The 24973-nt window shown below is 65.9% G+C and carries 16 protein-coding genes and 4 pseudogenes; 16 read left to right on the forward strand and 4 right to left on the reverse strand.

Annotation, left to right across the window (positions count from 1 at the left end; genetic code table 11):
- Window positions 1–29 precede the first annotated feature (29 nt).
- The 11 genes from nuoC (at window position 30) to nuoN (ending at window position 13695) form a co-directional block, all read left to right on the forward strand.
- Window positions 30–1811 carry an NADH-quinone oxidoreductase subunit C/D gene (gene nuoC, locus PJW05_RS14465; protein ID WP_271407707.1) on the forward strand — a complete coding sequence of 594 codons (1782 nt, stop codon included), beginning with the start codon at window positions 30–32 and terminating at the stop codon, window positions 1809–1811.
- Window positions 1808–2308 carry an NADH-quinone oxidoreductase subunit NuoE gene (nuoE, locus tag PJW05_RS14470; protein WP_271412227.1) on the forward strand — a complete coding sequence of 167 codons (501 nt, stop codon included), beginning with the start codon at window positions 1808–1810 and terminating at the stop codon, window positions 2306–2308. The genes nuoC and nuoE overlap by 4 nt, the downstream gene beginning before the upstream one ends.
- Window positions 2305–3651 (forward strand): NADH-quinone oxidoreductase subunit NuoF, encoded by a 1347-nt coding sequence (nuoF, locus tag PJW05_RS14475; RefSeq protein ID WP_271407708.1) that lies wholly within the window; start codon window positions 2305–2307, stop codon window positions 3649–3651. Before nuoE ends, nuoF begins: the two co-directional genes overlap by 4 nt.
- Before the next feature lie 98 nt (window positions 3652–3749).
- On the forward strand, window positions 3750–6458 hold the full coding sequence (gene nuoG, locus PJW05_RS14480) for an NADH-quinone oxidoreductase subunit NuoG (RefSeq protein ID WP_271407709.1): 2709 nt from the start codon (window positions 3750–3752) through the stop codon (window positions 6456–6458).
- Complete coding sequence (gene nuoH / locus PJW05_RS14485; protein WP_271407710.1) at window positions 6455–7444, forward strand: NADH-quinone oxidoreductase subunit NuoH; 990 nt, start codon at window positions 6455–6457, stop codon at window positions 7442–7444. The genes nuoG and nuoH overlap by 4 nt, the downstream gene beginning before the upstream one ends.
- An 11-nt stretch (window positions 7445–7455) precedes the next feature.
- On the forward strand, window positions 7456–8004 hold the full coding sequence (gene nuoI / locus PJW05_RS14490) for an NADH-quinone oxidoreductase subunit NuoI (RefSeq protein WP_271407711.1): 549 nt from the start codon (window positions 7456–7458) through the stop codon (window positions 8002–8004).
- A gap of 10 nt (window positions 8005–8014) precedes the next feature.
- Complete coding sequence (nuoJ, locus tag PJW05_RS14495) at window positions 8015–8515, forward strand: NADH-quinone oxidoreductase subunit J (protein ID WP_271407712.1); 501 nt, start codon at window positions 8015–8017, stop codon at window positions 8513–8515.
- Between the two features lie 4 nt (window positions 8516–8519).
- Window positions 8520–8828, forward strand: coding sequence for an NADH-quinone oxidoreductase subunit NuoK (gene nuoK / locus PJW05_RS14500; RefSeq protein ID WP_271407713.1), 309 nt, complete (start codon window positions 8520–8522; stop codon window positions 8826–8828).
- On the forward strand, window positions 8825–10672 hold the full coding sequence (gene nuoL / locus PJW05_RS14505; protein WP_271407714.1) for an NADH-quinone oxidoreductase subunit L: 1848 nt from the start codon (window positions 8825–8827) through the stop codon (window positions 10670–10672). Before nuoK ends, nuoL begins: the two co-directional genes overlap by 4 nt.
- 25 nt (window positions 10673–10697) lie before the next feature.
- On the forward strand, window positions 10698–12224 hold the full coding sequence (gene nuoM / locus PJW05_RS14510) for an NADH-quinone oxidoreductase subunit M (RefSeq protein WP_271407715.1): 1527 nt from the start codon (window positions 10698–10700) through the stop codon (window positions 12222–12224).
- A gap of 7 nt (window positions 12225–12231) precedes the next feature.
- On the forward strand, window positions 12232–13695 hold the full coding sequence (gene nuoN, locus PJW05_RS14515) for an NADH-quinone oxidoreductase subunit NuoN (RefSeq protein ID WP_271407716.1): 1464 nt from the start codon (window positions 12232–12234) through the stop codon (window positions 13693–13695).
- 251 nt (window positions 13696–13946) lie between these two features.
- On the opposite strand, the pseudogene PJW05_RS26780 reads toward nuoN, so the two are convergent.
- The 3 genes and pseudogenes from PJW05_RS26780 to PJW05_RS14525 all read right to left on the reverse strand — a co-directional run.
- Window positions 13947–14441, reverse strand: a pseudogene (locus tag PJW05_RS26780) (methyl-accepting chemotaxis protein); the annotation flags it as partial.
- 411 nt (window positions 14442–14852) lie between these two features.
- Window positions 14853–15629 (reverse strand): annotated as a pseudogene (locus PJW05_RS26785) (cache domain-containing protein); the annotation flags it as partial.
- A 112-nt stretch (window positions 15630–15741) separates the two neighbouring features.
- Window positions 15742–17058, reverse strand: coding sequence for a Na+/H+ antiporter family protein (locus PJW05_RS14525; protein ID WP_271407718.1), 1317 nt, complete (start codon window positions 17056–17058; stop codon window positions 15742–15744).
- 459 nt (window positions 17059–17517) lie between these two features.
- Between PJW05_RS14525 and PJW05_RS26790 the strand changes: the two are divergent.
- The 3 genes and pseudogenes from PJW05_RS26790 to PJW05_RS14535 all read left to right on the forward strand — a co-directional run.
- Window positions 17518–18537: pseudogene (locus PJW05_RS26790) on the forward strand (PDC sensor domain-containing protein); the annotation flags it as partial.
- A gap of 387 nt (window positions 18538–18924) precedes the next feature.
- Window positions 18925–19443: pseudogene (locus PJW05_RS26795) on the forward strand (methyl-accepting chemotaxis protein); the annotation flags it as partial.
- 169 nt (window positions 19444–19612) lie between these two features.
- Window positions 19613–20209 (forward strand): NADPH-dependent FMN reductase, encoded by a 597-nt coding sequence (locus PJW05_RS14535; RefSeq protein WP_271407720.1) that lies wholly within the window; start codon window positions 19613–19615, stop codon window positions 20207–20209.
- Between the two features lie 102 nt (window positions 20210–20311).
- On the opposite strand, the gene PJW05_RS14540 is transcribed toward PJW05_RS14535, so the two are convergent.
- Window positions 20312–21595 carry a sigma-54-dependent transcriptional regulator gene (locus tag PJW05_RS14540; protein WP_271407721.1) on the reverse strand — a complete coding sequence of 428 codons (1284 nt, stop codon included), beginning with the start codon at window positions 21593–21595 and terminating at the stop codon, window positions 20312–20314.
- A gap of 226 nt (window positions 21596–21821) precedes the next feature.
- Here PJW05_RS14540 and PJW05_RS14545 point away from each other — a divergent pair, with 226 nt between their 5' ends.
- The gene (locus PJW05_RS14545; protein WP_271407722.1) at window positions 21822–22985 is read left to right on the forward strand and encodes a GNAT family N-acetyltransferase/peptidase C39 family protein; all 1164 of its coding nucleotides are present in this window, start codon (window positions 21822–21824) and stop codon (window positions 22983–22985) included.
- A gap of 72 nt (window positions 22986–23057) precedes the next feature.
- On the forward strand, window positions 23058–24932 hold the full coding sequence (locus tag PJW05_RS14550) for a c-type cytochrome (protein WP_271407723.1): 1875 nt from the start codon (window positions 23058–23060) through the stop codon (window positions 24930–24932).
- Window positions 24933–24973: the final 41 nt, after the last annotated feature.

Below are 24973 nucleotides of genomic sequence, written 5' to 3' on the forward strand. Positions count from 1 at the left end.
CTTTACGTTGACGAATAGCGACCGAGACCATGACTGCAGACACCGTTCTGTCCATCCCGCCCTACAAGGCTGACGACCAAGATGTCGTCGTAGAACTGAATTCCCGCTTCGGCGCCGAAAGCTTCACCCTCCAGTCGACCCGCACCGGCATGCCGGTGATCTGGGTCGGCCGCGACAAGCTGATCGACGTCCTGAAGTTCCTGCGCAACCTGCCGCGCCCCTACGTCATGCTGTACGACCTGCATGGCGTCGATGAGCGCCTGCGCACCCAGCGCCGCGGCCTGCCGGACGCCGACTTCACCGTGTTCTACCACCTCATGTCGCTGGAACGTAACAGTGACGTGATGATCAAGGTCGCCCTGTCCGAGGGCGACCTGAACCTGCCCACCGCCACCGGCATCTGGCCGAACGCCAACTGGTACGAGCGGGAAGTCTGGGACATGTACGGCATCACCTTCGCCGGCCATCCGCATCTGTCGCGGATCATGATGCCCAACACCTGGGAAGGTCACCCGCTGCGCAAGGACTACCCGGCGCGCGCCACCGAATTCGACCCCTTCAGCCTGACCCTGGCCAAGCACCAGCTTGAAGAGGAAGCCGCGCGTTTCCGCCCGGAGGACTGGGGCATGAAGCGCCACGGCGAGAACGAGGACTACATGTTCCTCAACCTCGGCCCGAACCACCCGTCCGCGCACGGTGCTTTCCGCATCATCCTGCAACTGGACGGCGAAGAGATCGTCGACTGCGTGCCGGAAGTCGGCTACCACCACCGCGGCGCCGAGAAAATGGCCGAGCGCCAGTCCTGGCACAGCTTCATCCCCTACACCGACCGCATCGACTACCTCGGCGGCGTGATGAACAACCTGCCGTACGTCCTCGCGGTGGAGAAGCTCGCCGGCATCAAGGTGCCGCAGCGGGTCGACTTCATCCGCGTGATGATGGCCGAGTTCTTCCGGATCACCAGCCACCTGCTGTTCCTGGGTACCTACATCCAGGACGTCGGCGCCATGACCCCGGTGTTCTTCACCTTCACCGACCGCCAGCGCGCCTACAAGGTGATCGAGGCAGTCACCGGCTTCCGCCTGCACCCGGCCTGGTACCGCATCGGCGGCGTCGCCCACGACCTGCCGCGTGGCTGGGATGGCCTGGTCAAGGAGTTCGTCGAATGGCTGCCCAAGCGCCTCGACGAATACGAAAAGGCTGCCCTGAAGAACAGCATCCTGCGTGGCCGTACCATCGGCGTCGCCCAGTACAACACCAAGGAAGCTCTCGAGTGGGGCGTCACCGGTGCCGGCCTGCGCTCCACCGGTTGCGACTTCGACCTGCGCAAGGCCCGACCCTACTCCGGCTACGAGAACTTCGAGTTCGAAGTGCCCCTGGCCCACAACGGCGACGCCTACGACCGCTGCATGGTCCGCGTGGAAGAGATGCGCCAAAGCATCCGCATCATCGACCAGTGCCTGAAGAACATGCCGGAAGGCCCGTACAAGGCGGACCACCCGCTGACCACGCCGCCGCCGAAAGAGCGCACGCTGCAGCACATCGAGACCCTGATCACCCACTTCCTGCAGGTTTCCTGGGGTCCGGTCATGCCGGCCAACGAAGCCTTCCAGATGATCGAGGCGACCAAGGGCATCAACAGCTACTACCTCACCAGCGACGGCAGCACCATGAGCTACCGCACCCGGATCCGGACGCCCAGCTTCCCCCACCTGCAGCAGATCCCCTCGGTGATCCGCGGCAGCATGGTGGCGGACCTGATCGCCTACCTGGGCAGTATCGACTTCGTAATGGCTGACGTGGACCGCTGATCATGAGCACCCTTATCCAGACCGACCGTTTCGTCCTCAGCGAAACCGAGCGCTCGGCCATCGAGCACGAAATGCACCACTACGAGGACCCGCGTGCGGCGTCCATCGAAGCCCTGAAGATCGTCCAGAAAGAGCGTGGCTGGGTGCCGGACGGCGCCGCCGACGCCATTGGCGCGATCCTTGGCATCCCCGCCAGCGACGTCGAAGGCGTTGCGACCTTCTATAGCCAGATCTTCCGTCAGCCGGTCGGCCGCCACGTGATCCGCGTGTGCGACAGCATGACCTGCTATGTCGGCGGCCATGAGTCCGTCGTTGCCGAAATGCAGAAGCAACTCGGCATCGGCCTCGGCCAGACCACCACCGACAACCGTTTCACCCTGCTGCCGGTGTGCTGCCTGGGCAACTGCGACAAGGCCCCGGCCGTGATGATCGACGACGACACTTTCGGCGACGTCCAGCCCGACGGCGTCGCCACGCTGCTGGAGGCCTACCCATGAAGACCCTTACCTCCATCGGCCCGGCCAACCGCATCGCCCGCAGCGAAGAGACCCATCCGCTGACCTGGCGCCTGCGCGAAGATGCGCAGCCGGTCTGGCTCGACGAATACCAGCAGAAGAACGGCTACGCCGCCGCACGCAAGGCCCTGACCGAAATGGCCCAGGCCGACATCGTGCAGCAGGTCAAGGACTCCGGCCTCAAGGGCCGCGGCGGTGCGGGCTTCCCCACCGGCGTGAAGTGGGGCCTGATGCCGGCCGACGAATCCCTGAACATCCGCTACCTGCTGTGCAACGCGGACGAGATGGAGCCCAACACCTGGAAGGACCGCATGCTGATGGAACAGCTGCCCCACCTCCTGGTGGAAGGCATGCTGATTTCCGCGCGCGCCCTCAAGGCCTACCGTGGCTACATCTTCCTGCGCGGCGAGTACGTCGATGCGGCGAACAACCTCAACCGCGCCATCGAGGAAGCCAAGGCCGCTGGCCTGCTGGGCAAGAACATCCTCGGCTCGGGCTTCGACTTCGAACTCTTCGTGCACACCGGCGCCGGCCGCTACATCTGTGGTGAAGAGACCGCGCTGATCAACTCGCTGGAAGGCCGCCGCGCCAACCCGCGCTCCAAGCCGCCCTTCCCTGCCGCCGTCGGCGTCTGGGGCAAGCCCACCTGCGTCAACAACGTCGAGACCCTGTGCAACGTGCCGGCGATCGTCGCCAACGGCGTGGACTGGTACAAGACCCTGGCCCGCCCGGGCAGCGAAGACATGGGCACGAAGCTCATGGGTTTCTCCGGCAAGGTGAAGAATCCCGGCCTCTGGGAACTGCCCTTCGGCGTCCCGGCTCGCGAGCTGTTCGAGGACTACGCTGGAGGGATGCGCGACGGCTTCAAGCTGAAAGCCTGGCAGCCCGGCGGCGCCGGCACCGGCTTCCTGCTTCCGGAGCACCTGGACGCCCCCATGTATGCCGCCGGTATCGCCAAGGTGGGCACCCGTATGGGTACCGGCCTGGCGCTCGCCGTGGACGACAGCATCAACATGGTCTCGCTGCTGCGCAACATGGAAGAGTTCTTTGCCCGTGAGTCCTGCGGCTGGTGCACGCCCTGCCGCGACGGCCTGCCCTGGAGCGTGAAGCTCCTCCGCGCGCTGGAGCGCGGCGAAGGCCAACCCGGCGACCTGGAGACTCTGGAGCAGCTCGTCAGCTTCCTCGGCCCAGGCAAGACCTTCTGCGCCCACGCACCGGGCGCCGTCGAGCCGTTGGGCAGTGCCATGAAGTATTTCCGTCCGGAGTTCGAGGCAGGCATCGCCCGCCAGATTCCGGCGGCGCGACCGATTCCGGTCGGCGCCTGAGAAGAAGATTCGCGTAGCGGCGGCCGCTGACCCGGCCCCGCGCGCACACTGATTCCATTAGCCAAAGCCCGGTCACACGGGCAGATGAAGACTGAACCATGGCCACTATCCACGTAGACGGCAAGACGCTCGAAGTCGATGGTGCAGACAACCTCCTGCAGGCCTGTCTGTCCCTCGGACTCGACATCCCCTACTTCTGCTGGCACCCGGCGCTCGGTAGCGTCGGCGCCTGCCGCCAGTGCGCGGTGAAGCAGTACACCGACGAGAACGACAAGCGCGGTCGCCTCGTCATGTCCTGCATGACCCCCGCCACCGATAACTCCTGGATTTCCATCGACGACGAAGAGGCCAAGCAATTCCGCGCCAGCGTCGTCGAGTGGCTGATGACCAACCACCCGCACGACTGCCCGGTGTGCGAGGAAGGCGGTCACTGCCACCTGCAGGACATGACGGTGATGACCGGCCACAACGCCCGTCGTTATCGCTTCACCAAACGTACCCACCAGAACCAGCAGCTCGGCCCGTTCATCTCCCATGAAATGAACCGTTGCATCGCCTGCTACCGCTGCGTGCGCTACTACAAGGACTACGCCGGCGGTACCGACCTCGGCGTCTACGGCGCCCACGACAACGTCTACTTCGGCCGCGTCGAGGATGGTGTGCTGGAGAGCGAATTCTCCGGCAACCTGGTCGAGGTCTGCCCCACTGGTGTGTTCACCGACAAGACCCACTCCGAGCGTTACAACCGCAAGTGGGACATGCAGTTCGCCCCGAGCATCTGCCACGGCTGCTCCAGCGGCTGCAACATCAGCCCCGGCGAACGCTATGGCGAGGTCCGCCGTATCGAGAACCGCTTCAACGGCTCGGTGAACCAGTACTTCCTCTGCGACCGTGGCCGCTTCGGCTATGGCTACGTCAACCGCGAAGACCGTCCGCGCCAACCGCTCTTGGGCAACCAGAAGCTGGGCCTGGACGCCGCCCTGGACAAAGCCGCCGAGCTGCTCAAGGGCAAGCGCGTGATCGGCATCGGCTCGCCGCGCGCCAGCCTCGAAGGCAACTTCGCCCTGCGTGAACTGGTCGGCGCCGAGAACTACTTCTCCGGCATCGCCGCCAGCGAACTGGCCAACCTGCGCCTGATCCGCGACATCCTGCAGAACGGCCCGCTGCCGGTGCCGACCCTGCGCGACGTCGAAAAGCACGACGCCATCTTCGTCCTCGGCGAAGACCTGACCCAGACCGCTGCCCGCATGGCCCTCGCCCTGCGCCAGGCCGTCAAGGGCAAAGCCACTGATATCGCCGCCTCGATGAAAATCCAGGACTGGCACATGGCCGCCGTGCAGAACGTCGCCCAGGACGCCCTGAACCCGCTGTTCATCGCCAGCGTCGCCGCCACCCGCCTGGATGACGTCGCCGCCGAGAGCGTCCACGCCGCCCCGGCCGACCTCGCCCGCATCGGCTTCGCCGTGGCCCACGCCATCGACCCGAGCGCCCCGGCCGTGGAAGGCCTGGAGAGCGACGCGGCCGAGCTGGTCAAGCGCATCGCCGACGCCCTGCTGGCCGCCAAGCGTCCGCTGGTCGTCTCCGGCGCATCGCTGGGCGAGAAGGCCGTTATCGAAGCCGCCGCCAACATCGCCAGCGCCCTGAAGAACCGCGAGAAGAACGGCTCCCTCAGCCTGGTGGTACCGGAAGCCAACAGCATGGGCCTGGCCCTGTTCGGTGGCGAATCGGTGGATGCCGCCCTCGACGCCCTGACCTCCGGCAAGGCCGACGCGGTCGTGGTCCTCGAGAACGACCTCTACCGCCGTGCCGACGCCGCCAAGGTGGACGCCGCCCTGGCCGCCGCCCAGGTGGTGATCGTTGCCGACCACCAGCAGACCGCCACCGTCGAGCGTGCTCACCTGGTCCTGCCGGCCGCCAGCTTCGCCGAAGGCGACGGCACCCTGGTCAGTCTGGAAGGCCGCGCCCAGCGCTTCTTCCAGGTCTACGACCCGTCCTACTACGACGCCAACATTCTGGTGCGCGAAGGTTGGCGCTGGCTGCACGCCCTGCACAGCACCCTGCTGGGCAAGCCGGTCGACTGGACCCAACTGGACCAGGTCACCTCCGCCTGCGCCGACAGCAGCCCGCTGCTGGCCGGCATCCGCGACGCCGCGCCGACCGCCTCGTTCCGCATCAAGGGCCTCAAGCTCGCCCGCGAGCCGCACCGCTACAGCGGTCGTACCGCCATGCGCGCCAATATCAGCGTGCACGAGCCGCGTCAGCCGCAGGACAAGGACTCGCCCTTCGCCTTCTCCATGGAAGGCTATGCCGGCAGCGTCGAGCCCCGTCAGCAGATCCCCTTCGCCTGGTCCCCGGGCTGGAACTCGCCGCAGGCCTGGAACAAGTTCCAGGACGAAGTCGGCGGCCACCTGCGCGCCGGCGACCCGGGCGTGCGTCTGATCGAAGCCAAGGGCCAGGTTCTGCCCTGGTTCAGCGTCAACGCCGCGTTCAATCCGGCCCAGGGCACCTGGCAGGCCGTGCCGCTGCACCACCTGTTCGGCAGCGAGGAAAACAGCTCCCGCGCCGCGCCGGTGCAGGAACGCATCCCGCAGCCTTACGTGGCCATGGCCAAGGACGAAGCCGATCGCCTCGGCGTCAATGACGGCGCCCTGCTCGCCCTGACCCTGAACGGCCAGACCCTGCGTTTGCCGCTCGCCGTCAAGGAAGAACTGGGCATTGGCCTGGTGGGCCTGCCCGCCGGCCTGCCGGGCATCCCGGCCGCGTTCGCCGGCGCCGTCGTCACTGCCGTACAGGAGTCCGCGCAATGAGCTGGCTGACGCCCGAACTGATCGACATCGTCGTTGCCGTCGTCAAAGCCATCGTCATCCTCCTGGCGGTGGTGGTGAGCGGCGCCCTGCTTTCCTGGGTGGAACGCCGCCTGCTGGGCCTGTGGCAGGACCGCTACGGTCCGAACCGCGTGGGCCCCTTCGGCGCCTTCCAGCTGGGCGCGGACATGATCAAGATGTTCTTCAAGGAAGACTGGACCCCGCCGTTCGCCGACAAGCTGATCTTCACCCTGGCGCCCATCATCGCGATGAGTGCCCTGCTGGTGGCGTTCGCCGTGGTGCCGGTCACCCCCACCTGGGGCGTGGCCGACCTGAACATCGGCATCCTGTTCTTCTTCGCCATGGCCGGTATCGCGGTGTACGCGGTGCTCTTCGCCGGCTGGTCGAGCAACAACAAGTTCGCCCTGCTCGGCAGCCTGCGCGCCTCAGCCCAGACCATCTCCTACGAGGTGTTCCTCGCCCTGTCGCTAATGGGCATCGTGGCCCAGGTCGGCTCCTTCAACATGCGCGACATCGTTGAGTACCAGGCCCAGAACCTGTGGTTCATCATTCCGCAGTTCTTCGGCTTCTGTACCTTCATCATCGCCGGCGTCGCGGTGACCCACCGTCACCCCTTCGACCAACCGGAAGCGGAGCAGGAACTGGCCGACGGCTACCACATCGAATACGCCGGCATGAAATGGGGCATGTTCTTCGTGGGCGAGTACATCGGCATCGTGCTGATCTCCGCCCTGCTGGTGACCCTGTTCTTCGGTGGCTGGCACGGCCCGTTCGGCATCCTGCCGCAGATCCCCTTCATCTGGTTCGCGCTCAAGACCGGCTTCTTCATCATGCTGTTCATCCTGCTGCGTGCGTCCATCCCGCGCCCGCGCTATGACCAGGTGATGGCCTTCAGCTGGAAGGTCTGCCTGCCGCTGACCCTGATCAACCTGCTGGTGACCGGCGCGTTCGTGCTGGCGGCCCAGTAAGGAGAAGCACCATGATCAAAGAAATCATCCACGTCGTGCATGGCACCTTCACCCAGCTTCGCAGCCTGGTGATGATCTTCGGCCACGCCTTCCGCAAGCGTGACACCCTGCAATACCCGGAAGAGCCCGTGTACCTGCCGCCGCGCTACCGTGGCCGCATCGTGCTCACCCGCGACCCCGATGGCGAAGAGCGCTGCGTAGCCTGCAACCTCTGCGCGGTGGCTTGCCCGGTCGGCTGCATCTCCCTGCAGAAGGCCGAAACCGAGGACGGTCGCTGGTATCCGGAATTCTTCCGCATCAACTTCTCCCGCTGCATTTTCTGCGGCCTGTGCGAGGAAGCCTGCCCCACCACCGCAATCCAGCTAACCCCGGATTTCGAGATGAGCGAGTTCAAGCGCCAGGACCTGGTGTACGAGAAGGAAGACCTGCTGATCTCCGGCCCTGGCAAGAACCCGGACTACAACTTCTATCGCGTGGCGGGCATGGCCATCGCCGGCAAGCCGAAAGGCGCCGCGCAGAACGAGGCCGAGCCGATCAACGTGAAGAGCCTGCTGCCCTAAGGAGACGCGCGTGGAATTCGCCTTCTATTTCGCCGCCGCCGTGGCGGTGGCCTCCACCGTGCTGGTGATCACCAACACCAACCCGGTGCATGCCCTGCTCAACCTCATCGTGTCGCTGCTGGCGGTGTCGATGTGCTTCTTCGCCCTGGGCGCGCCCTTTGCCGGCGCCCTGGAAATCATCGTTTACGCCGGCGCCATCATGGTGCTGTTCGTCTTCGTGGTGATGATGCTGAACCTTGGCCCGGCCATTGCCGAGCAGGAGAAGAAGTGGCTCAAACCCGGCATCTGGACCGGACCCGCCATACTCTCCGCCGCCCTGCTGGCCGAACTGCTGTATGTGCTGTTCGGCAACGCCAACGGCGCCACCATCGGTCACACCACGGTGGACGCCAAGACGGTCGGTATCAGCCTCTTCGGCCCCTATCTGCTGGCCGTGGAACTGGCCTCCATGCTGCTGCTGGCAGCCCTGGTCGCCGCCTTCCACCTTGGCCGCCACGAAGCAAAGGAGTAACGCCATGACTGGCATCCCAATGGAACACGGCCTGGCGCTCTCCGGCGTACTGTTCTGCCTGGGCCTGATCGGCCTGATGGTGCGGCGCAACATCCTCTTCGTGCTGATGAGCCTGGAAGTCATGATGAACGCCGCCGCCCTGGCCTTCGTGGTTGCCGGCGCCCGCTGGGCCCAGCCCGACGGCCAGATCATGTTCATTCTGGTGATCAGCCTTGCAGCCGCCGAAGCCAGTATCGGCCTGGCGATCCTGCTGCAACTGTACCGCCGCTTCCATACCCTCGATATCGACGCTGCCAGCGAGATGCGCGGATGAACCTTCTATTCCTCACTTGCCTGTTCCCGCTGCTCGGCTGGTTCATCCTGGCCTTCTCCCGCGGGCGTCTCTCCGAAAACACCTCCGCCGTCATTGGTGTGGGTTCCGTCGGTCTGTCGGCCCTGGTGGCCGCCTGGATCATCTGGCAGTTCAACGTGGCTCCGCCGGAAGGTGGCGTCTACACCCAGGTGCTCTGGCAATGGATGAGCGTGGCGGGCTTCGCCCCCAGCTTCACCCTCTACCTGGACGGCCTGTCCCTGACCATGCTCGGCGTGGTCACCGGCGTCGGCTTCCTGATCCACCTGTTCGCCTCCTGGTACATGCGCGGCGAAGAGGGTTACTCGCGCTTCTTCGCCTACACCAACCTGTTCATCGCCAGCATGCTGTTCCTCGTGCTGGGCGATAACCTGCTGTTCCTCTACTTCGGTTGGGAAGGCGTGGGCCTGTGCTCGTACCTGCTGATCGGCTTCTACTTCAAGCACACGCCCAACGGCAACGCGGCACTGAAAGCCTTCATCGTCACCCGCGTGGGCGACGTGTTCATGGCCATCGGCCTGTTCATCCTGTTCTTCCACCTGGGCACCCTGAACATCCAGGAACTGATGAAGCTGGCCCCCGAGAAGTACGTGGCCGGTGATGCCTGGTTGTGGGTCGCCACCCTGATGCTGCTCGGCGGCGCCGTGGGCAAATCCGCCCAGTTGCCGCTACAGACCTGGCTGGCCGACGCGATGGCGGGCCCGACCCCGGTTTCCGCACTGATCCACGCGGCGACCATGGTGACCGCGGGCGTCTACCTGATCGCCCGTACCCACGGCCTGTTCCTGCTGACTCCGGAAATCCTCGAACTGGTGGGCATCGTCGGTGGCGTGACCCTGGTCCTGGCCGGCTTCGCCGCCCTGGTGCAGACCGACATCAAGCGCATCCTCGCCTACTCCACCATGAGCCAGATCGGCTACATGTTCCTCGCCCTCGGCGTGGGCGCATGGGACGCGGCGATCTTCCACCTGATGACCCACGCGTTCTTCAAGGCCCTGCTGTTCCTCGCGTCCGGTGCGGTGATCAACGCCTGCCACCACGAGCAGAACATCTTCAAGATGGGCGGCCTGTGGAAGAAGCTGCCGCTGGCCTACGCAAGCTTCATCGTCGGTGGCGCGGCCCTGGCGGCCCTGCCCCTGGTCACCGCCGGCTTCTACTCCAAGGACGAGATCCTCTGGGAAGCCTTCGCCAGTGGCCACCAGTGGCTGCTGTACGCGGGTCTGGCCGGTGCCTTCCTGACCTCGATCTACACCTTCCGCCTGATCTTCATCGCCTTCCACGGTGAAGCGAAGACCGAAGCCCATGCCGGCCACGGCGTCGCCCACAGCCTGCCGCTGGTGGTCCTGCTGGTGCTGTCCACCTTCGTCGGCGCGCTGATCACGCCACCGCTGGCCGGTGTCCTGCCGGAAAGCGTCGGCCACGCCGGTGGCGAAGCCAAGCACAGCCTGGAGATCGCCTCGGGCGCCATCGCCCTGGCGGGCATCCTGCTGGCCGCCATGCTCTTCCTCGGCAAGCGCCGCTTCGTCAGCGCGCTGGCGCAGAGCGCGCCGGGCCGCTTCCTCGGTGCCTGGTGGTTCGCCGCCTGGGGCTTCGACTGGCTCTACGACCTGCTGTTCGTCAAACCCTACCTGCTGACCTGCCGCCTGCTCCGTCGCGACCCCATCGACGGCACCATCGGCCTGGTCCCGCGCGTGGTCAAGGGTGGCAACTTTGCCCTCAGCCGTAGCCAGACCGGCCAGCTGCGCTGGTACGCCGTATCCATCGTCGGCGGGGCCGTGCTCGTGCTCGGCGCCGTGCTGCTGACCTGAATCTTCTTAAGGAATTGAGCCCGTCATGATTCTGCCCTGGCTAATCCTGATTCCCTTCATCGGCGGCCTGCTCTGCTGGCAGGGTGAGCGTTTCAGCTCCACCCTGCCGCGCTGGATCGCCCTGCTCACCATGTCCCTGCTGTTCGTCCTCGGCCTCTGGCTATGGGCGACCGGCGACTTCACCCTGGCGCCCGCGCCCGGCACCGAGCCGGTGTGGGCGGAAGAGTTCAAGGTGCAGTGGATCGAACGCTTCGGCGTCACCATCCACCTGGCCCTGGACGGCATCTCCATCCTGATGATCGTCCTCACCGGCCTGCTCGGGGTGCTGTCGGTACTCTGCTCCTGGCGCGAGATCCAGAACCGCGTCGGCTTCTTCCACCTCAACCTGATGTGGATCCTCGGCGGCGTGGTCGGCGTGTTCCTCGCCATCGACCTGTTCCTGTTCTTCTTCTTCTGGGAAATGATGCTGGTGCCGATGTACTTCCTCATCGCGCTCTGGGGTCACAGCGGCAGCAAGGGCAAGACCCGTATCACCGCCGCTACCAAGTTCTTCATCTATACCCAGGCCAGCGGCCTGATCATGCTGGTGGCCATTCTCGGCCTGGTGCTGGTGAACTACAGCAACACCGGCGTGCTGACCTTCAACTACGCCGACCTGCTGAAGGCCCAGCTGGCGCCCGGTACCGAGTACCTGCTGATGCTCGGCTTCTTCATCGCCTTCGCGGTGAAGTTCCCGGTGGTGCCCTTCCACTCCTGGTTGCCCGACGCCCACGCCCAGGCCCCGACCGCGGGTTCCGTGGACCTCGCTGGCATCCTGCTGAAGACCGCCGCCTACGGCATGATCCGCTTCGCCCTGCCGCTGTTCCCCAATGCCTCGGCCGAGTTCGCGCCGGTCGCCCAGTGGCTCGGTGTGTTCGCCATCGTCTACGGTGCGCTGCTGTCCTTCGCCCAGACCGACATCAAGCGCCTGGTGGCTTACTCCAGCGTGTCGCACATGGGCTTCGTGCTGATCGCCATCTACTCCAGTAGCCAGATCGCCCTGCAGGGTGCCGTGGTGCAGATGATCGCCCACGGCCTCTCCGCCGCCGCGCTCTTTATCCTCTGCGGCCAGCTCTATGAGCGCCTGCACACCCGCGACATGCGCGAGATGGGCGGCATCTGGGCGCGCATGCCCTATCTGCCGGGTGTCAGCCTGTTCTTCGCCGCCGCCGCCCTGGGCCTGCCGGGCACCGGCAACTTCGTCGGCGAGTTCCTGATCCTGGTCGGCGCCTTCCAGCAGGTGCCGTGGATCGCCGTGCTGGCCTCCACCGGTCTGGTCTTCGGTTCCGTCTACTCGCTGATCATGATCCACCGCGCCTACTTCGGCCCGGCGAAGAGCGAGAACACCTATGAAGGCCTGCGCTACCGCGAGCTGGGCATGGTCCTCGGCCTCGCCGTGCTGCTGGTCCTGCTCGGCATCTACCCGCAACCGGTGCTGGATACCTCCGCTGCGAGCATGCATGGCGTGCACCAGTGGCTGGACTCCGCCGTCAATCAACTCGTAGCCCGGTAAGCCGCTCATGGAATTCACGACTCAACACCTGATCGCCCTGCTGCCGCTGCTGGTCACTTGCGCCACCATTATCGTGGTCATGCTGGCCATCGCCTGGAAGCGGCACCACTCCTGGACCTTCGGCCTCTCGGTGGCCGGTCTCAACCTGGCCCTGATCTCCATCATCCCGGCCCTCAAGGTCGCGCCCCTGGAGGTAACCCCGCTGTTGATGGTGGACCACTTCGGCGCCTACTACATGGCCCTGGTCCTGGCCGGCACCCTCGCCTGCGTCACCCTGATCCACGCCTACCTGGGCGGTGAATCCGGCAAGGGCTACCCGGGCAACCGCGAAGAGATGTACCTGCTGATCCTCCTGTCCGCCGCCGGCGGTCTGGTGCTGGTCACCGCGCAACACCTGGCCGGTCTGTTCATCGGCCTGGAACTGCTCTCGGTACCGGTCTACGGCCTGGTGGCGTACGCCTTCTTCAACAAACGCTCCCTGGAAGCCGGCATCAAGTACATGGTGCTGTCCGCCGCGGGCTCCGCCTTCCTGCTGTTCGGCATGGCCCTGCTCTATGCCGACGCCGGCAGCCTGAGCTTCAGCCAACTGGCGGCCGCTGGCACCTCCAGCGTGCTGTCCCAGCTGGGCATCGGCATGATGCTGATCGGCCTGGCGTTCAAGCTGTCCCTGGTGCCCTTCCACCTCTGGACCCCGGACGTGTACGAAGGCGCCCCCGCGCCGGTAGCCGCGTTCCTGGCCACCGCCAGCAAGGTCGCCGTGTTCGCCGTGCTGCTGCGTCTGTACCAGCTGTCCCCGGCCACCGCCGGCGGTTGGCTGAACGACCTGCTGACCGTGATCGCCATCGCCTCCATCCTGTTCGGCAACCTGCTGGCCCTGGTGCAGAACAACATCAAGCGTCTGCTCGGCTATTCCTCCATCGCCCACTTCGGCTACCTGCTGGTGGCGCTGATCGCGAGCAAGGGCCTGGCGGTGGAAGCCATCGGCGTCTACCTGGCCACCTACGTGCTGACCAGCCTCGGCGCCTTCGGCGTGGTGACGCTGATGTCCACCCCCTACAGCGGCCGCGACTGCGACGCCCTGTACGAGTACCGTGGCCTGTTCTGGCGCCGTCCGTACCTGACCGCCGTCCTCACTGTGATGATGCTGTCGCTCGCCGGCATCCCGCTCACCGCTGGCTTCATCGGCAAGTTCTTCGTGATCGCCGCCGGTGTCGAATCCGGCCTCTGGTGGCTGCTGGGTGCCATGGTCCTGGGCAGTGCCATCGGCGTGTTCTACTACCTGCGCGTCATGGTCACCCTGTTCCTGGTGGAGCCGAACCTGCGCCGCCACGATGCCGAACTGCACTGGGCCCAGCGCGCCGGCGGCATCATGCTGCTGTTCGTCGCCCTGTTGGCATTCTTCCTTGGCGTCTACCCGCAGCCGCTGCTGGACCTGGTCCAGCACTCCGGCCTGGTGGCCATGGCCAACTAAGCTGCACAGGTGAAACGAAAAACCCGGCCAAGCGCCGGGTTTTTTGTTGTTGACGGACTATCGGGATGTGCCGGCCCCACTAGAGCAGCAGTGTTTCCGGGCCGGGGCGCTCTTGCGGCCGACTGTGCGACCTGTTCCCCCGCCCTGCCCACTCCCGCGCTCAAGCGGGGCCGAAACCGACCCCCACGGCGGATCACCGCCCTGCGGCGGGCTGCTCGCGAGGCCATCCACGAGCAGTCGCCGCCCCAGGGTCAGATGCGGAACTGTTTGACCAGGCCACCCAGGCTGTCGCCCAGGCGGGACAGGCTGCGCGCGGTGTCGGCGCCATGGCGGGTCTCTTCGGCCACGCTGTCCACGGCCACGGCGATCTGGTGCACGCTGCGGTTGATCTCTTCGGCGACTGCGGTCTGCTCCTCGGCCGCGCTGGCGATCTGCGCGTTCATCGCGTTGATGGTGCCGATCAGCCCGGCGATGGCATCCAGCGAAGCACCGGCCTGGTTGGCCTGCTGGCTGGTGGTGTCGCCGGCTTCGCTGGAGCGGCGCATGGCGGTCACGGCGTCCTGGGTGCCCTGCTGCAGGCGGTCGATCATGCCCTGGATTTCCTGGGTGCTCTGTTGGGTGCGGCTGGCCAGGGCACGCACTTCGTCGGCCACCACCGCAAAACCGCGCCCCGCCTCACCGGCGCGTGCCGCTTCGATGGCGGCATTGAGCGCCAGCAGGTTGGTCTGCTCGGCGATGGAGCGGATCACATCGAGCACGCTGACGATGGACTGGACGTCCTGCTGCAAGCTATCCAGGGACAGGCCGCTGCTGCGGATATCACCCACCAGGGCGTGGATGCGGGTGATGCTGCCATCCACCACGTGTTTGGCGGCCTGGCCTTCCTGATCGGTCTGCTGCGCGGCTTCGGCGGCGCCCTGGGCGCTCTTGGCCACCTCATGGGCGGCGGCGGACATCTCGTTGATGGCGGTGGCCACCTGGTCCGTCTCGTGGCGCTGGCGTTCCATGGCCTGCTCGGAACGCTGGGCCTGGGAGGCCACCTCGTCCACCAGGCTGGTGAGCTGGCCGGTCATATCGACGATCTGGCGCACCAGGCCGTGGATTTTCTCGACGAAACGGTTGAAGGAACTCGCCAGCTCGCCCAGCTCATCGTGGCTGTCCACCACCAGGCGGCGGGTCAGGTCGCCTTCGCCGGCGGCGATGTCGTCGAGGTTCGCCTTGATGCGTTGCAGCGGCCGCACCAGTGCATTGGCCAGGCCCAGGCCCACCAGGCCGAACACCAGCAGCAGCACGGCGGCGATGATCACCACGCTGGTCACTATGGTGCTGACGCGCTCTTCGATCTCGCGTTCCACCTCGGCCACCTGGGCCGCGACGCCGTCCAGGTTCACCGCGGTGCCCAGGGCCAGGTCCCACTTGGGCAGGTAGTAGCTGTAGGCAAGCTTGGGCACCAGCACGCTTTCGTTGCCCGGCAGCGAGGAGCTGTACTCCACATAGTTGGAACCGTCCTTGGCCACGGCCACCAGGCGGTCATTCACCGCCACGCCATTGGGGTCCTTGCGGCCACTGAAGCTCTTGCCCACATCCACCGGGCTGTCGCCGCGGAAAAGGCGGATCACCTGGGAGTCGTAGCCAAAGAAGTAACCGTCCTTGCCGTACTTGATCTTGGCCAGGATGGCGATGGCCTGGTCACGGCTGGCCGTATCGCCGGAGGCGGACGCATCGTACAGGGCCTGCACCGACCCCAGGGCGATCTGCATATAGCTCTTGAGCTCTTCGCGGCTCTCCTGCATCAGGCGCTCGCGGGTGTTCTTCACTTCATCTTCGGCCAGGCCACGGATGACCTGGGTCACCGCCCCGGACAGCACCAAGGCGAACAGGATCACCGGCACCAGGGACAACAGCAGTACTTTGGTCTTGAGGGTAAATCGCATCGAGCAGTCCTCGGAAGGCAGGGCTGGAAAGCACAGCGGGGTTGCCGAACTATCGGCAACCCCGCGTCATTCTTAAGCGACCCGTGGGTCAAAATGATTAAGTCGGCGCCGCTCAGAGCGTCATTGCGGCAACCCAGCCGAAGACCAGCAGCGGCAGGTTGTAATGCAGGAAAGTGGGTACCACGGTGTCCCAGATATGGTTGTGCTGGCCATCCACGTTCAAGCCCGAGGTCGGCCCCAGGGTGGAATCCGAGGCCGGCGACCCGGCGTCGCCCAGGGCACCGGCGGTGCCGACGATGCTGACGATGGCCAGCGGACTGAAGCCCAGCTGCACGCAGAGTGGCACGAAGATCGCCGCGATGATCGGCACGGTGGAGAAGGACGAACCGATGCCCATGGTCACCAGAAGGCCCACCAGCAGCATCAGCAATGCACCGAGGGGTTTGCTGTGGCCGATCCAGCCGGCCGATGCCTCCACCAGGGCGGTCACGTGGCCGGTTTCGCGTAGGACCTCGGCGAAACCCGAGGCGGCGATCATGATGAAGCCGATCATCGCCATCATCTTCATACCCTCGGTGAACAGGTCGTCGGCCTCCCTCCAGCGCACCACCCCGGACAAGGAGAAGATCACGAAGCCCAGCAGCGCGCCGATGATCATCGAGTCGAGCCAGAGCTGCACCACGAAGGCGACCAGGATGGCCACGCCCGCCACCGCCAGGCTCATCGGGTTGTAGGCCACGCTCACCTGTTCGGCGCGGGCGATGCGCGCGAGATCGTAGGTGCGTTTGCGGCGATAGCTGACCAGCGCGATCAGCAGGCCCGAAACCATCCCCAGTGCCGGTATCAACATCGCCTCGGTGACATTCACAGCGGTAACGTCGACGCCACTTTTCGCCACATTCGCCAGCAGGATTTCGTTGAGGAAAATGTTGCCGAAGCCCGCTGGCAGGAACATGTAAGGCGTGATCAGGCCGAAGGTGATCACACAGGCGATCAGCCGGCGGTCGATGGACAGGCGCGTCAGTACATAAAGAAGAGGCGGCACCAGCAGCGGAATGAAGGCGATATGGATCGGCAGGATGTTCTGCGAGGCAATCGCCACGCACAGCAGCAATGCAACCAGGAGCCATTTCAGTGCGTTGCCCCCGCTGGACTCCTGCCGCGCCACCAGCGCCAGGGCCTTGTCGGCCAGCGCGTGGGCCAGGCCGGAGCGGGCGATGGCCACGGCGAAGGCACCGAGCAACGCATAGGACAGCGCCACCGTCGCGCCACCGCCGAGGCCCTTGTTGAAGGCCGCCAGCGAGCCGTCGACGCCCAGTCCGCCAACGACGCCCCCCACCAGCGCGCCGACGATCAGCGCCACCACCACGTGCACCCGGCACAGGCTGAGGACCAGCATGATCCCCACCGCCGCCACTACCGCATTCATCGCCACTCCTCAGGTTTCCAGCCCATGCCAGCCGCGGGTTCGCCGCGAAAAAAGCGCGCACTCTGCCGAAACCCCGGCGCCCTGTCAAAAGCGTTCGGAATATTGCTCAGAGTGTGCATAATTCTTGCCTGCAAATTGTGCCCTCGTGCATCCCGCACGGCTATTCGTCGTCTTCGCGTCAAGAACTCGCCGGGCGCGCCGACAACGAATGCAGTTCCGACGAGACAGAAGGAAGCCCATATGCCGTTCAATCGCCTGTCCATCCAGTGGAAAATCACCCTGCTGGCCGGCCTCTGCCTGCTGGCCATCGTGGTCCTGCTGGTCGGCTCGTCCCTGTATCAGTCCAAGCGCAGCGCCAGCCTGGTGAAGGCCGACAGCAGCCAGATGCTCGACCAGAGCGCCCGCCAGCGCCTGCTGGCCCGCGCCGAGCTGCAGGCCATCCGCATCCAGCGCTACTTCATGGACAACTACCAGTACGGCAAGGGCTTCTCGCGTCAGGTGCTGTTCCTCAAGGAGCAGGCGGAAAAACGCTTCCTCGACGCCTTCGACCTGCGCGAAGACCTGACCCGCCAGGTACGCACCGCCCTGGAAGCCAACCCGGAAATCCTCGGCCTTTACCTGGTCTTCGAACCCAACGCCCTGGACGGCAAGGACGAGCTGTTCGTCGACCAGGCCGAACTGGGCAGCAACGACAAGGGCCGCTTCTCCCTCTATTGGGCGCAGCCCACCCCCGGCACGCTGGAGTCCGAGTCGATGACCGAGGAATTGCTCGCCGATGCCAGCACGGGCCCCAGCGGCGCCCCCTACAACGCCTGGTATACCTGCCCGATGAAGACGAGCCAGCCCTGCGTGCTCGACCCCTACTTCGATAACGTCGGCGATCGCCAGGTACTGATGACCAGCATCGCCTTCCCGCTGCAACTCAACGGCAAGAACGTGGGCGTCATGGGCCTGGACATCAGCCTGGAAAGCCTGCAGCAACTGAGCGTTGCCGGTAACAGCGACCTGTACGACGGCAACGGCCACGTCAGCATCCTCAGCCCCGCCGGCCTGCTCGCCGGCCACAGCCGCGACGCCGGCCTGCTCAGCGCCAAGCTGGACAAGGCCTTCGGCGACAAGGCCGGTGAGCTGATGGCCAACCTCCAGGCCGGCAAGGCCGTGGAACTGGAGCACAACGACCTTCTACGGGTGATGCAACCGTTCAAGCCGATTCCCACCGCCGCGCCGTGGAGCGTGCTGCTGGAGGTGCCGGAACAGGTGCTGCTGGCACCCGCTCTTGCCCTGGATGCCAAGCTCGACGCGCAGAACCAGGCCGCCAACCTCAGCGGCCTGCTGATCGGCCTGGCGGCGGGCATCGCCGGCCTGCTGCTGGTGTGGCTGACCGCCCGTGGCGTGACCCGGCCGATCCTCGGCGTGGCGGGCATGCTCAAGGACATCGCCAGCGGCGAAGGCGACCTGACCCGCCGCCTGGACTATGCCCGCCAGGACGAACTGGGCGAGCTCGCCGGCTGGTTCAACCGTTTCCTCGACAAGCTGCAGCCGGTGATCGCCGACGTGAAGCGCTCCGTGCAGGACGCCCGTGGCACCGCTGACCAATCCGCCGCCATTGCCAGCCAGACCAGCGCCGGCATGCAGCAGCAGTACCGCGAAGTGGACCAGGTGGCCACCGCCTCCAACGAGATGAGCGCCACCGCCCAGGACGTGGCCCGCAGCGCCGCCCAGGCTGCCGAAGCCGCGCGCGGTGCCGACCACGCCACCCGCGAGGGCCTCGGTGTGATCGGCCGCACCACCAGCGCCATCGAACAACTGGCCAGCGAGATGAGCGCGGCGATGGATGAGGTCCAGGCCCTCGCCAGCAGCAGCGAGCAGATCGGTTCAGTGCTGGAAGTGATCCGCGCCATCGCCGAGCAGACCAACCTGCTGGCGCTCAATGCCGCCATCGAAGCGGCCCGCGCCGGCGAGGCCGGACGCGGCTTCGCCGTGGTGGCGGACGAGGTGCGCAACCTGGCCAAACGCACCCAGGATTCAGTGGAAGAAATCCGCCAGGTGATCGAAGGCCTGCAGCACGGCACCCGCGAGGTGGTCGGCTCGATGCACAGCAGCCACCGCCAGGCCCAGGGCAGCGTGGAACAGGTGGAACAGGCGGTCGCGGCGCTGCAGCGCATCGGCGACGCGGTGACGGTGATCACCGACATGAACCTGCAGATCGCCTCGGCCGCCGAGGAACAGAGCGCGGTGGCCGAGGAAATCAATCGCAACGTGGCGGCGATTCGCGACGTCACCGAATCCCTCTCCGGCCAGGCCGAGGAATCGGCCCAGGTCAGCCAGGCCCTGAACCGCCTGGCCAACCACCAGCAGGGCCTGATGGATCAGTTCCGCGCCTGAGGCGCGGAACCTCCGACACGAACCCTGTAGGCAATTCATTCGCCAAGCGGGCCGCAGGCCCGCCCCTCTCGCTCTTGGCGCCATCGGTGTCACGAACTGGCGTCCCGTCGCTTGCTGTCCACTCATCCCCCAGCTAGCCTGCGTGCCGGTCTCAACAAGGAACCCCACGATGCTGAATATCGTTCTGATCGCCGGCTCCAGCCGTGCCAACAGTCAGTCGGGCAAGGTCGCCCGCTTCCTTCGCCAGCGCCTGATCGACCTCGACAAAGCCAGCCCAGGCACCTGCGGCATCATTGACCTCGGCCAGGAGCCGCTGCCCCTGTGGCCGGCGGAAGACACCGGCCCCTGGAGCGGCTACCAGCAACGGCTGCGCGAAGCCGACGCGGTGGTGGTGATCGCCCCCGAGTGGAACGGCATGGCCTGCCCGGCCATCAAGAACTTCTTCATCTATGCCAGTAAAGCCGAGCTGGCGCACAAACCCGGCCTGCTGGTAGGCGTTTCCTCCGGTATCGGCGGCGGCTACCCGATCAGCGAGCTGCGAGCCTCCAGCTACAAAAACTGCCGCCTCTGCTACCTGCCGGAGCACCTGATCGTTCGCGGCGTGGAGAAGGTCCTGAACGAGGCCGAGGCCGTGAGTGAAGATGACCAGCGCATCCGTGCCCGCATCGACTACGACCTGGATATCCTCGCCCGTTACGCCGAAGCCCTGAAGCCGGTTCGCGAAGCCATCGACATGAGCATCCCGGCCTTCGCCAACGGCATGTGAGTCTGCAGGCGCCCGTTCAATCGCGATGCAGGACGGTGTCCTGCCAGCGGGCTCCCCAAGGGGCGGCGCTGCCGCCCTTCGCGAATGAACGCGCGCCCACGCTCACAGCAACTGGTGCTTGTGCAGCAGCCGATAGAAGGTCGGCCGCGACACCCCCAGCACCTTGGCCGCATGGCTGAGGTTGCTGCTGTAGTGGGCCAGCGCATCGCACAGTGCCTGGTACTCCGCCCGCCGCTTGTAGTCTTCCAGGGTGCCCAGCAGCGCCCCGTCCACCGGGGCGCTTTGCAGCCCCAGGTCATCCGCCTCGATCGGGCCGCTCTCCGCCAACGCATAGCCGCGCCTCACCCGACTGGCCAGTTCGCGCACATTGCCGGGCCAGCGATGGCGCACCATGGCGGACAGCGCTTCTTCGCTGAAGTGGCTGGGCCGGCGTCCCGCCTCCAGGCTGTAGAGGTCGACGAAATAGCCCGCCAGCAGGGCGATGTCGCCCTGGCGCTTGCGCAGCGGTGTGATCTGCAGGCGGTTCTGCTCCAGCCACTGGCGCAGGCCGGCATGGAACAACCCCCGCTCCGTCAGTTCACTCAGTTCCTCCCGCGCCGAGGCCAGCACCCGCACATCCAGGGCCAGGACCTCGCCATCGGCATGGCGCAGGGTTCGTGTGCGCAGGCTGGTCAGCAAGCGCTCCTGCTGACCGAGCGGCAGGTCGTGGATGGCATCGAGGAACAGGGTGCCGCCGTTGGCCGAGGCCAGCTTGCCCTGATGGCCGAACAGCAGGTTGGCGGTCTCCGGCTCCGGCAGTACGCCACAGTTGAAACTGACGAATGGTCCGGCCACCCGTCGTGACATCCGGTGCAAGGTGCGCGCTACCAGCGCCTTGCCGCTGCCGCTTTCCCCCAGGATCAGCACCGGCTTCTCGCTCGGTCCCAGGCGCGCCAGTTGCTTGCGCAAGTCCCGCAGCGGCCTGCTCTGCCCCATCAGCTCATTCTGGTCGCCACGACGGTTGCCGATGCCCCGCAGGCGCGCGATGCCAAAGGCCCGGCCCAGCAGCCCCTGCAGGCGCGGCAGGTCCACCGGCAAGGCCAGGGCGTCGAAAAACCATTCACCGATGAACGACTCCAGCCCTGGCAGCGGATCGCCCCGTGGGTCGACCAGCGCGATCCATTCGGTGCCACTGCGGCTAATCAGGTGCTTGACCCCTTCCGGTCGCGCCAGGTGGTCGCTGCGCAAGCGCAGCAGGCCGATGTCGTAAGTCGCCGCCAGCGCCTGGTCGAGGCTCTGGCTGGAGATCGACCAGCCGGCCTCTTCCAGTTGCGGCAAGAACTGCCGGCACTGGTCGCACGGGTCGACCAGCAGGAGACGTCGCGGTGCGGAAGAGATCGCTTCCACGTTGAACCCTCCTTGACGCCAAAAAATTGCTTTATCAATAAAAACAATAGGTTGTAGCTGCCACCTGTAACGCTAGCAAGAACCCTGGCGGGCTATGGAACGTTTCTCTATAACCCCAATTGCGCTTTGCGCTTTACCCGCCCCGGCTTGTCCGTGCGGTGCCTCGACAGCCTTTCAATCCGGGCCAATACTCGGGCGACTCCCTCCCTGCCATGCGGGGCCCGCCATGAACTTGCTTCTGCGTGCCGCCACCCTCGACGACCTGTCGGAGCTGGTGGAGCTTGAGAGTCGCTGCTTCGAGGTCGCCCGCCTGGGCCGGCCCCAGTTCCGCTGGATGATGGTGGCGGCCAACGCCAGGTTGCTGGTGGCCGAAGGCGATGGGCGTCTGCTCGGCTATGCGCTGGTGCTGTTCCGCCAGGGCAGCCCGCTGGCCCGCCTTCACTCCATCGCCACCGATCCGCGCGCCCGTGGCAACGGCATCGGCCAGCGCCTGCTGGATGCGGCCGAAGCCAGTGCTCGCGAGCATGACTGCGCCTACCTGCGACTGGAGGTCTGCCCGGACGACCGCCTGGCCGTGGCCCTGTTCGAACGCAACGGCTACAGCGAGCTGGAACTGCTGGCGGATTACTTTCCCGACCATCGCGAAGCGCTGCGCATGGAGAAGCGCGTCGTGCGGCACCCACAGGCCCTGCAACGGCCCGTGCCCTACTACCACCAGACCACCGCGTTCACCTGCGGCCCGGCCTGCCTGCTGATGGCCATGGGCGCCCTGGACGGTGCCGTGCCTGGCAACCACCAGGACGAGCTGCGGCTATGGCGCGAAGCCAGCAGCGTACACATGCCCGGCGGACACGGCGGCTGCAGCCCCCACGGGCTGGCGCTGGCGGCCTGGCGGCGCGGTTACCGGGTCCGACTGCAGGTGAGCGACCAGGGCCCGCTGTTCCTCGATGAAGTGCGCAACGCCGGCAAGCGCGAGGTGATCCGACAGGCCCACGCAGACTTCTGCAGTGCCCTGCAGGACACCGATATCGAGCAACACCTGAGCGACGAACTGGATCTGCATCCGCTGCTGTCGGCCGGCGGCCAGCCGCTGGTGCTGGTGGACGGCCATCGCCGCAGCCGCAGTCGGGCACCCCACTGGATACTGGTCACCGACTGCGACCGGAACTTCGTCTACCTCCACGACCCCAACGCCGAACGCAGCCTGCATCGACGCGCCCAGGATTGCCAGCACGTGCCGGTCACCCACCAGGAGTTCGAGCGCATCAGCCGCTTTGGCGCGGGCAAGCAGCGCGCCGCGGTCGTGCTTTACCCGAGGACGCAGAGCGCCATCGCGCGGCCAGCGCATCGCCCTCAGACTTTTCCTACCTACCCCACCAGAAATGCGTAATAGCACCTTGCCAATAATCCGACTGATTGGCATAACGTAGGAAAATTCGAACAAGCTACAAGGAAGTATCTGATGCGCATCCTCCGCCGGGTTCTCTGGCTGGTGCTATTCCTGCTGCTGGCCGGACTGGCAGTCGTCCTTTATTACGTCGCCAACCCCAACCTTCCGGTTTACCGGGCGCCCGACCAGTTGCACTACCTGGACCAGTGGCAGGACCAGGAGCGCCAGACCTACTACTACACGCCCCAGGGCACCACGGTTAAGGGCCTGCGCTACGAATGGTTCACCGCGTTGGAACTGCCCTTCTCCCGCGACAGGTTCGCCCGTCCCGACTACCTGGCGCGCTTCGGCTTCCTGATCGATCCGCAGCAGAAGGCCACCCCGCTGAACCCCGGCAACCTGCCGGTGGGCATGGCGCGCCATCAGGACGAGAAGACCGGCGCGCACTACCTCGATATCAGCTGCGCCGCCTGCCATACCGGTGAGCTGCGCTACAACGGCCAGGCCGTGCGCATCGACGGCGGCGCCGCCCTGCACTCCCTCGCCTCCACCGTGCCCACGCTGCGCGGTGGCGGCTTCGGCCAGGCGCTGGGCATGAGCATGGCCTTCACCTACTACAACCCGCTGAAGTTCAGCCGCTTCGCCGAAGCCGTGTTGGGCGAGCGCTACCCGGAGGGCAAGGCGGAACTGCGCAAGGACTTCAAGCAGGTACTCGACCGCCTGCTGGGCACCGCCTGGAACGATACCCATCGCGGCCTCTATCCCACCGAGGAAGGCTTCGGCCGCACCGACGCGTTCGGCCGCATTGCCAACAGCGTCTATGGCGACGCCATCAACCCGGAGAACTACCGCATCGCCGACGCGCCGGTGAGCTACCCGCACCTCTGGGACATCTGGAAATTCGACTGGGTCCAGTGGAACGCCTCGGCCATGCAGCCCATGGCCCGCAACGTCGGCGAAGCCCTCGGCGTCGGCGCCACCCTGCACCTGTTCCAGCCCAATGGCAGCGCGGTGCCGGAAGCCGACCGCTACGCCTCCAGCGTACGGGTACGCGACCTCCACACCCTGGAGGAAACCCTGAAGAAGCTGGCCCCGCCCACCTGGCCGGAGGCGGTCTTTGGCAAGGTGGATCTGGCCCGTGCCAGCCAGGGTCGCGCGCTGTTCGTCGAGAACTGTGCCTACTGCCACGCCCCCAAGGTCGTGCCGCCGGATCGCCGCATGGCCCTCGACCGCGACCCGGAATGGCATATGCGCGTGGTGCCCATCGAAGAAATCGGCACCGACTCCACCACCGCCGACAACATCGCCGACCATCGTTTCGACGTCAGCAAGCTGGGCTGGACCCGCGAGCAGTTGGCCAAGCTGGACGTGAAGCTGTTCGACGGCAGCCTGGAGCGGATCGACTTCACGCGCATTTCCAGCGCCCAGGGCCTGGCCTACATCACCGCTTTCGTCGAGAACCAGGCCTACAAGCAGGCCGGCATTTCCGGTGAGGAACGCGCCCGCATGGACGGTTTCGGCCTGCCCATCGGCGTGCAGGAAAAACGCGGCTACAAGCCCCGGCCGCTGGACGGCATCTGGGCCACCCCGCCCTTCCTGCACAACGGCTCGGTGCCCAACCTGTTCCAGCTGTTGTCGCCGGTCAGCGAACGGGCCAGCCAGTTCCATGTCGGCAGCTTCGAGTACGACCCGAAGTTCGTCGGTTTCCAGACCGCCGAGTTCCCCGGCAGCTTCCTGCTGGACACCCGCCTCAAGGGCAACGGCAACCAGGGCCATGAATTTCGCGACGGCTGCCGCAAGGACGGCGTGATCGGCCGCTTCCTGTCCCCGGACGAACGCCTGGCAGTGATCGAGTACCTCAAGGTGCTCGGCAACCCGGCGCTGGAAGACCGGCTCACCCCGGTGCAAGCCCGCCCCTGGACCCCAGGCCCTGCGTGCGAGGGCTGAGCCCCCGCCCTGCCTGATGCAGAAAAAGAAAAAAGGACTCA

The sequence above is a fragment of the Pseudomonas sp. Q1-7 genome, assembly GCF_028010285.1.
In the GTDB taxonomy this organism is placed as follows: domain Bacteria; phylum Pseudomonadota; class Gammaproteobacteria; order Pseudomonadales; family Pseudomonadaceae; genus Metapseudomonas.

What these genes read in the sequence shown, in the direction of transcription:
- nuoC (WP_271407707.1), top strand. Translation starts at nt 30, where the DNA reads ATGACTGCAGACACCGTTCTGTCCATCCCGCCCTACAAGGCTGACGAC.
- nuoF (WP_271407708.1), top strand. Translation starts at nt 2,305, where the DNA reads ATGAAGACCCTTACCTCCATCGGCCCGGCCAACCGCATCGCCCGCAGC.
- nuoG (WP_271407709.1), top strand. Translation starts at nt 3,750, where the DNA reads ATGGCCACTATCCACGTAGACGGCAAGACGCTCGAAGTCGATGGTGCA.
- nuoH (WP_271407710.1), top strand. Translation starts at nt 6,455, where the DNA reads ATGAGCTGGCTGACGCCCGAACTGATCGACATCGTCGTTGCCGTCGTC.
- nuoI (WP_271407711.1), top strand. Translation starts at nt 7,456, where the DNA reads ATGATCAAAGAAATCATCCACGTCGTGCATGGCACCTTCACCCAGCTT.
- nuoK (WP_271407713.1), top strand. Translation starts at nt 8,520, where the DNA reads ATGACTGGCATCCCAATGGAACACGGCCTGGCGCTCTCCGGCGTACTG.
- nuoL (WP_271407714.1), top strand. Translation starts at nt 8,825, where the DNA reads ATGAACCTTCTATTCCTCACTTGCCTGTTCCCGCTGCTCGGCTGGTTC.
- nuoM (WP_271407715.1), top strand. Translation starts at nt 10,698, where the DNA reads ATGATTCTGCCCTGGCTAATCCTGATTCCCTTCATCGGCGGCCTGCTC.
- nuoN (WP_271407716.1), top strand. Translation starts at nt 12,232, where the DNA reads ATGGAATTCACGACTCAACACCTGATCGCCCTGCTGCCGCTGCTGGTC.
- PJW05_RS14525 (WP_271407718.1), bottom strand. Translation starts at nt 17,058, where the DNA reads ATGAATGCGGTAGTGGCGGCGGTGGGGATCATGCTGGTCCTCAGCCTG.
- PJW05_RS14535 (WP_271407720.1), top strand. Translation starts at nt 19,613, where the DNA reads ATGCTGAATATCGTTCTGATCGCCGGCTCCAGCCGTGCCAACAGTCAG.
- PJW05_RS14545 (WP_271407722.1), top strand. Translation starts at nt 21,822, where the DNA reads ATGAACTTGCTTCTGCGTGCCGCCACCCTCGACGACCTGTCGGAGCTG.
- PJW05_RS14550 (WP_271407723.1), top strand. Translation starts at nt 23,058, where the DNA reads ATGCGCATCCTCCGCCGGGTTCTCTGGCTGGTGCTATTCCTGCTGCTG.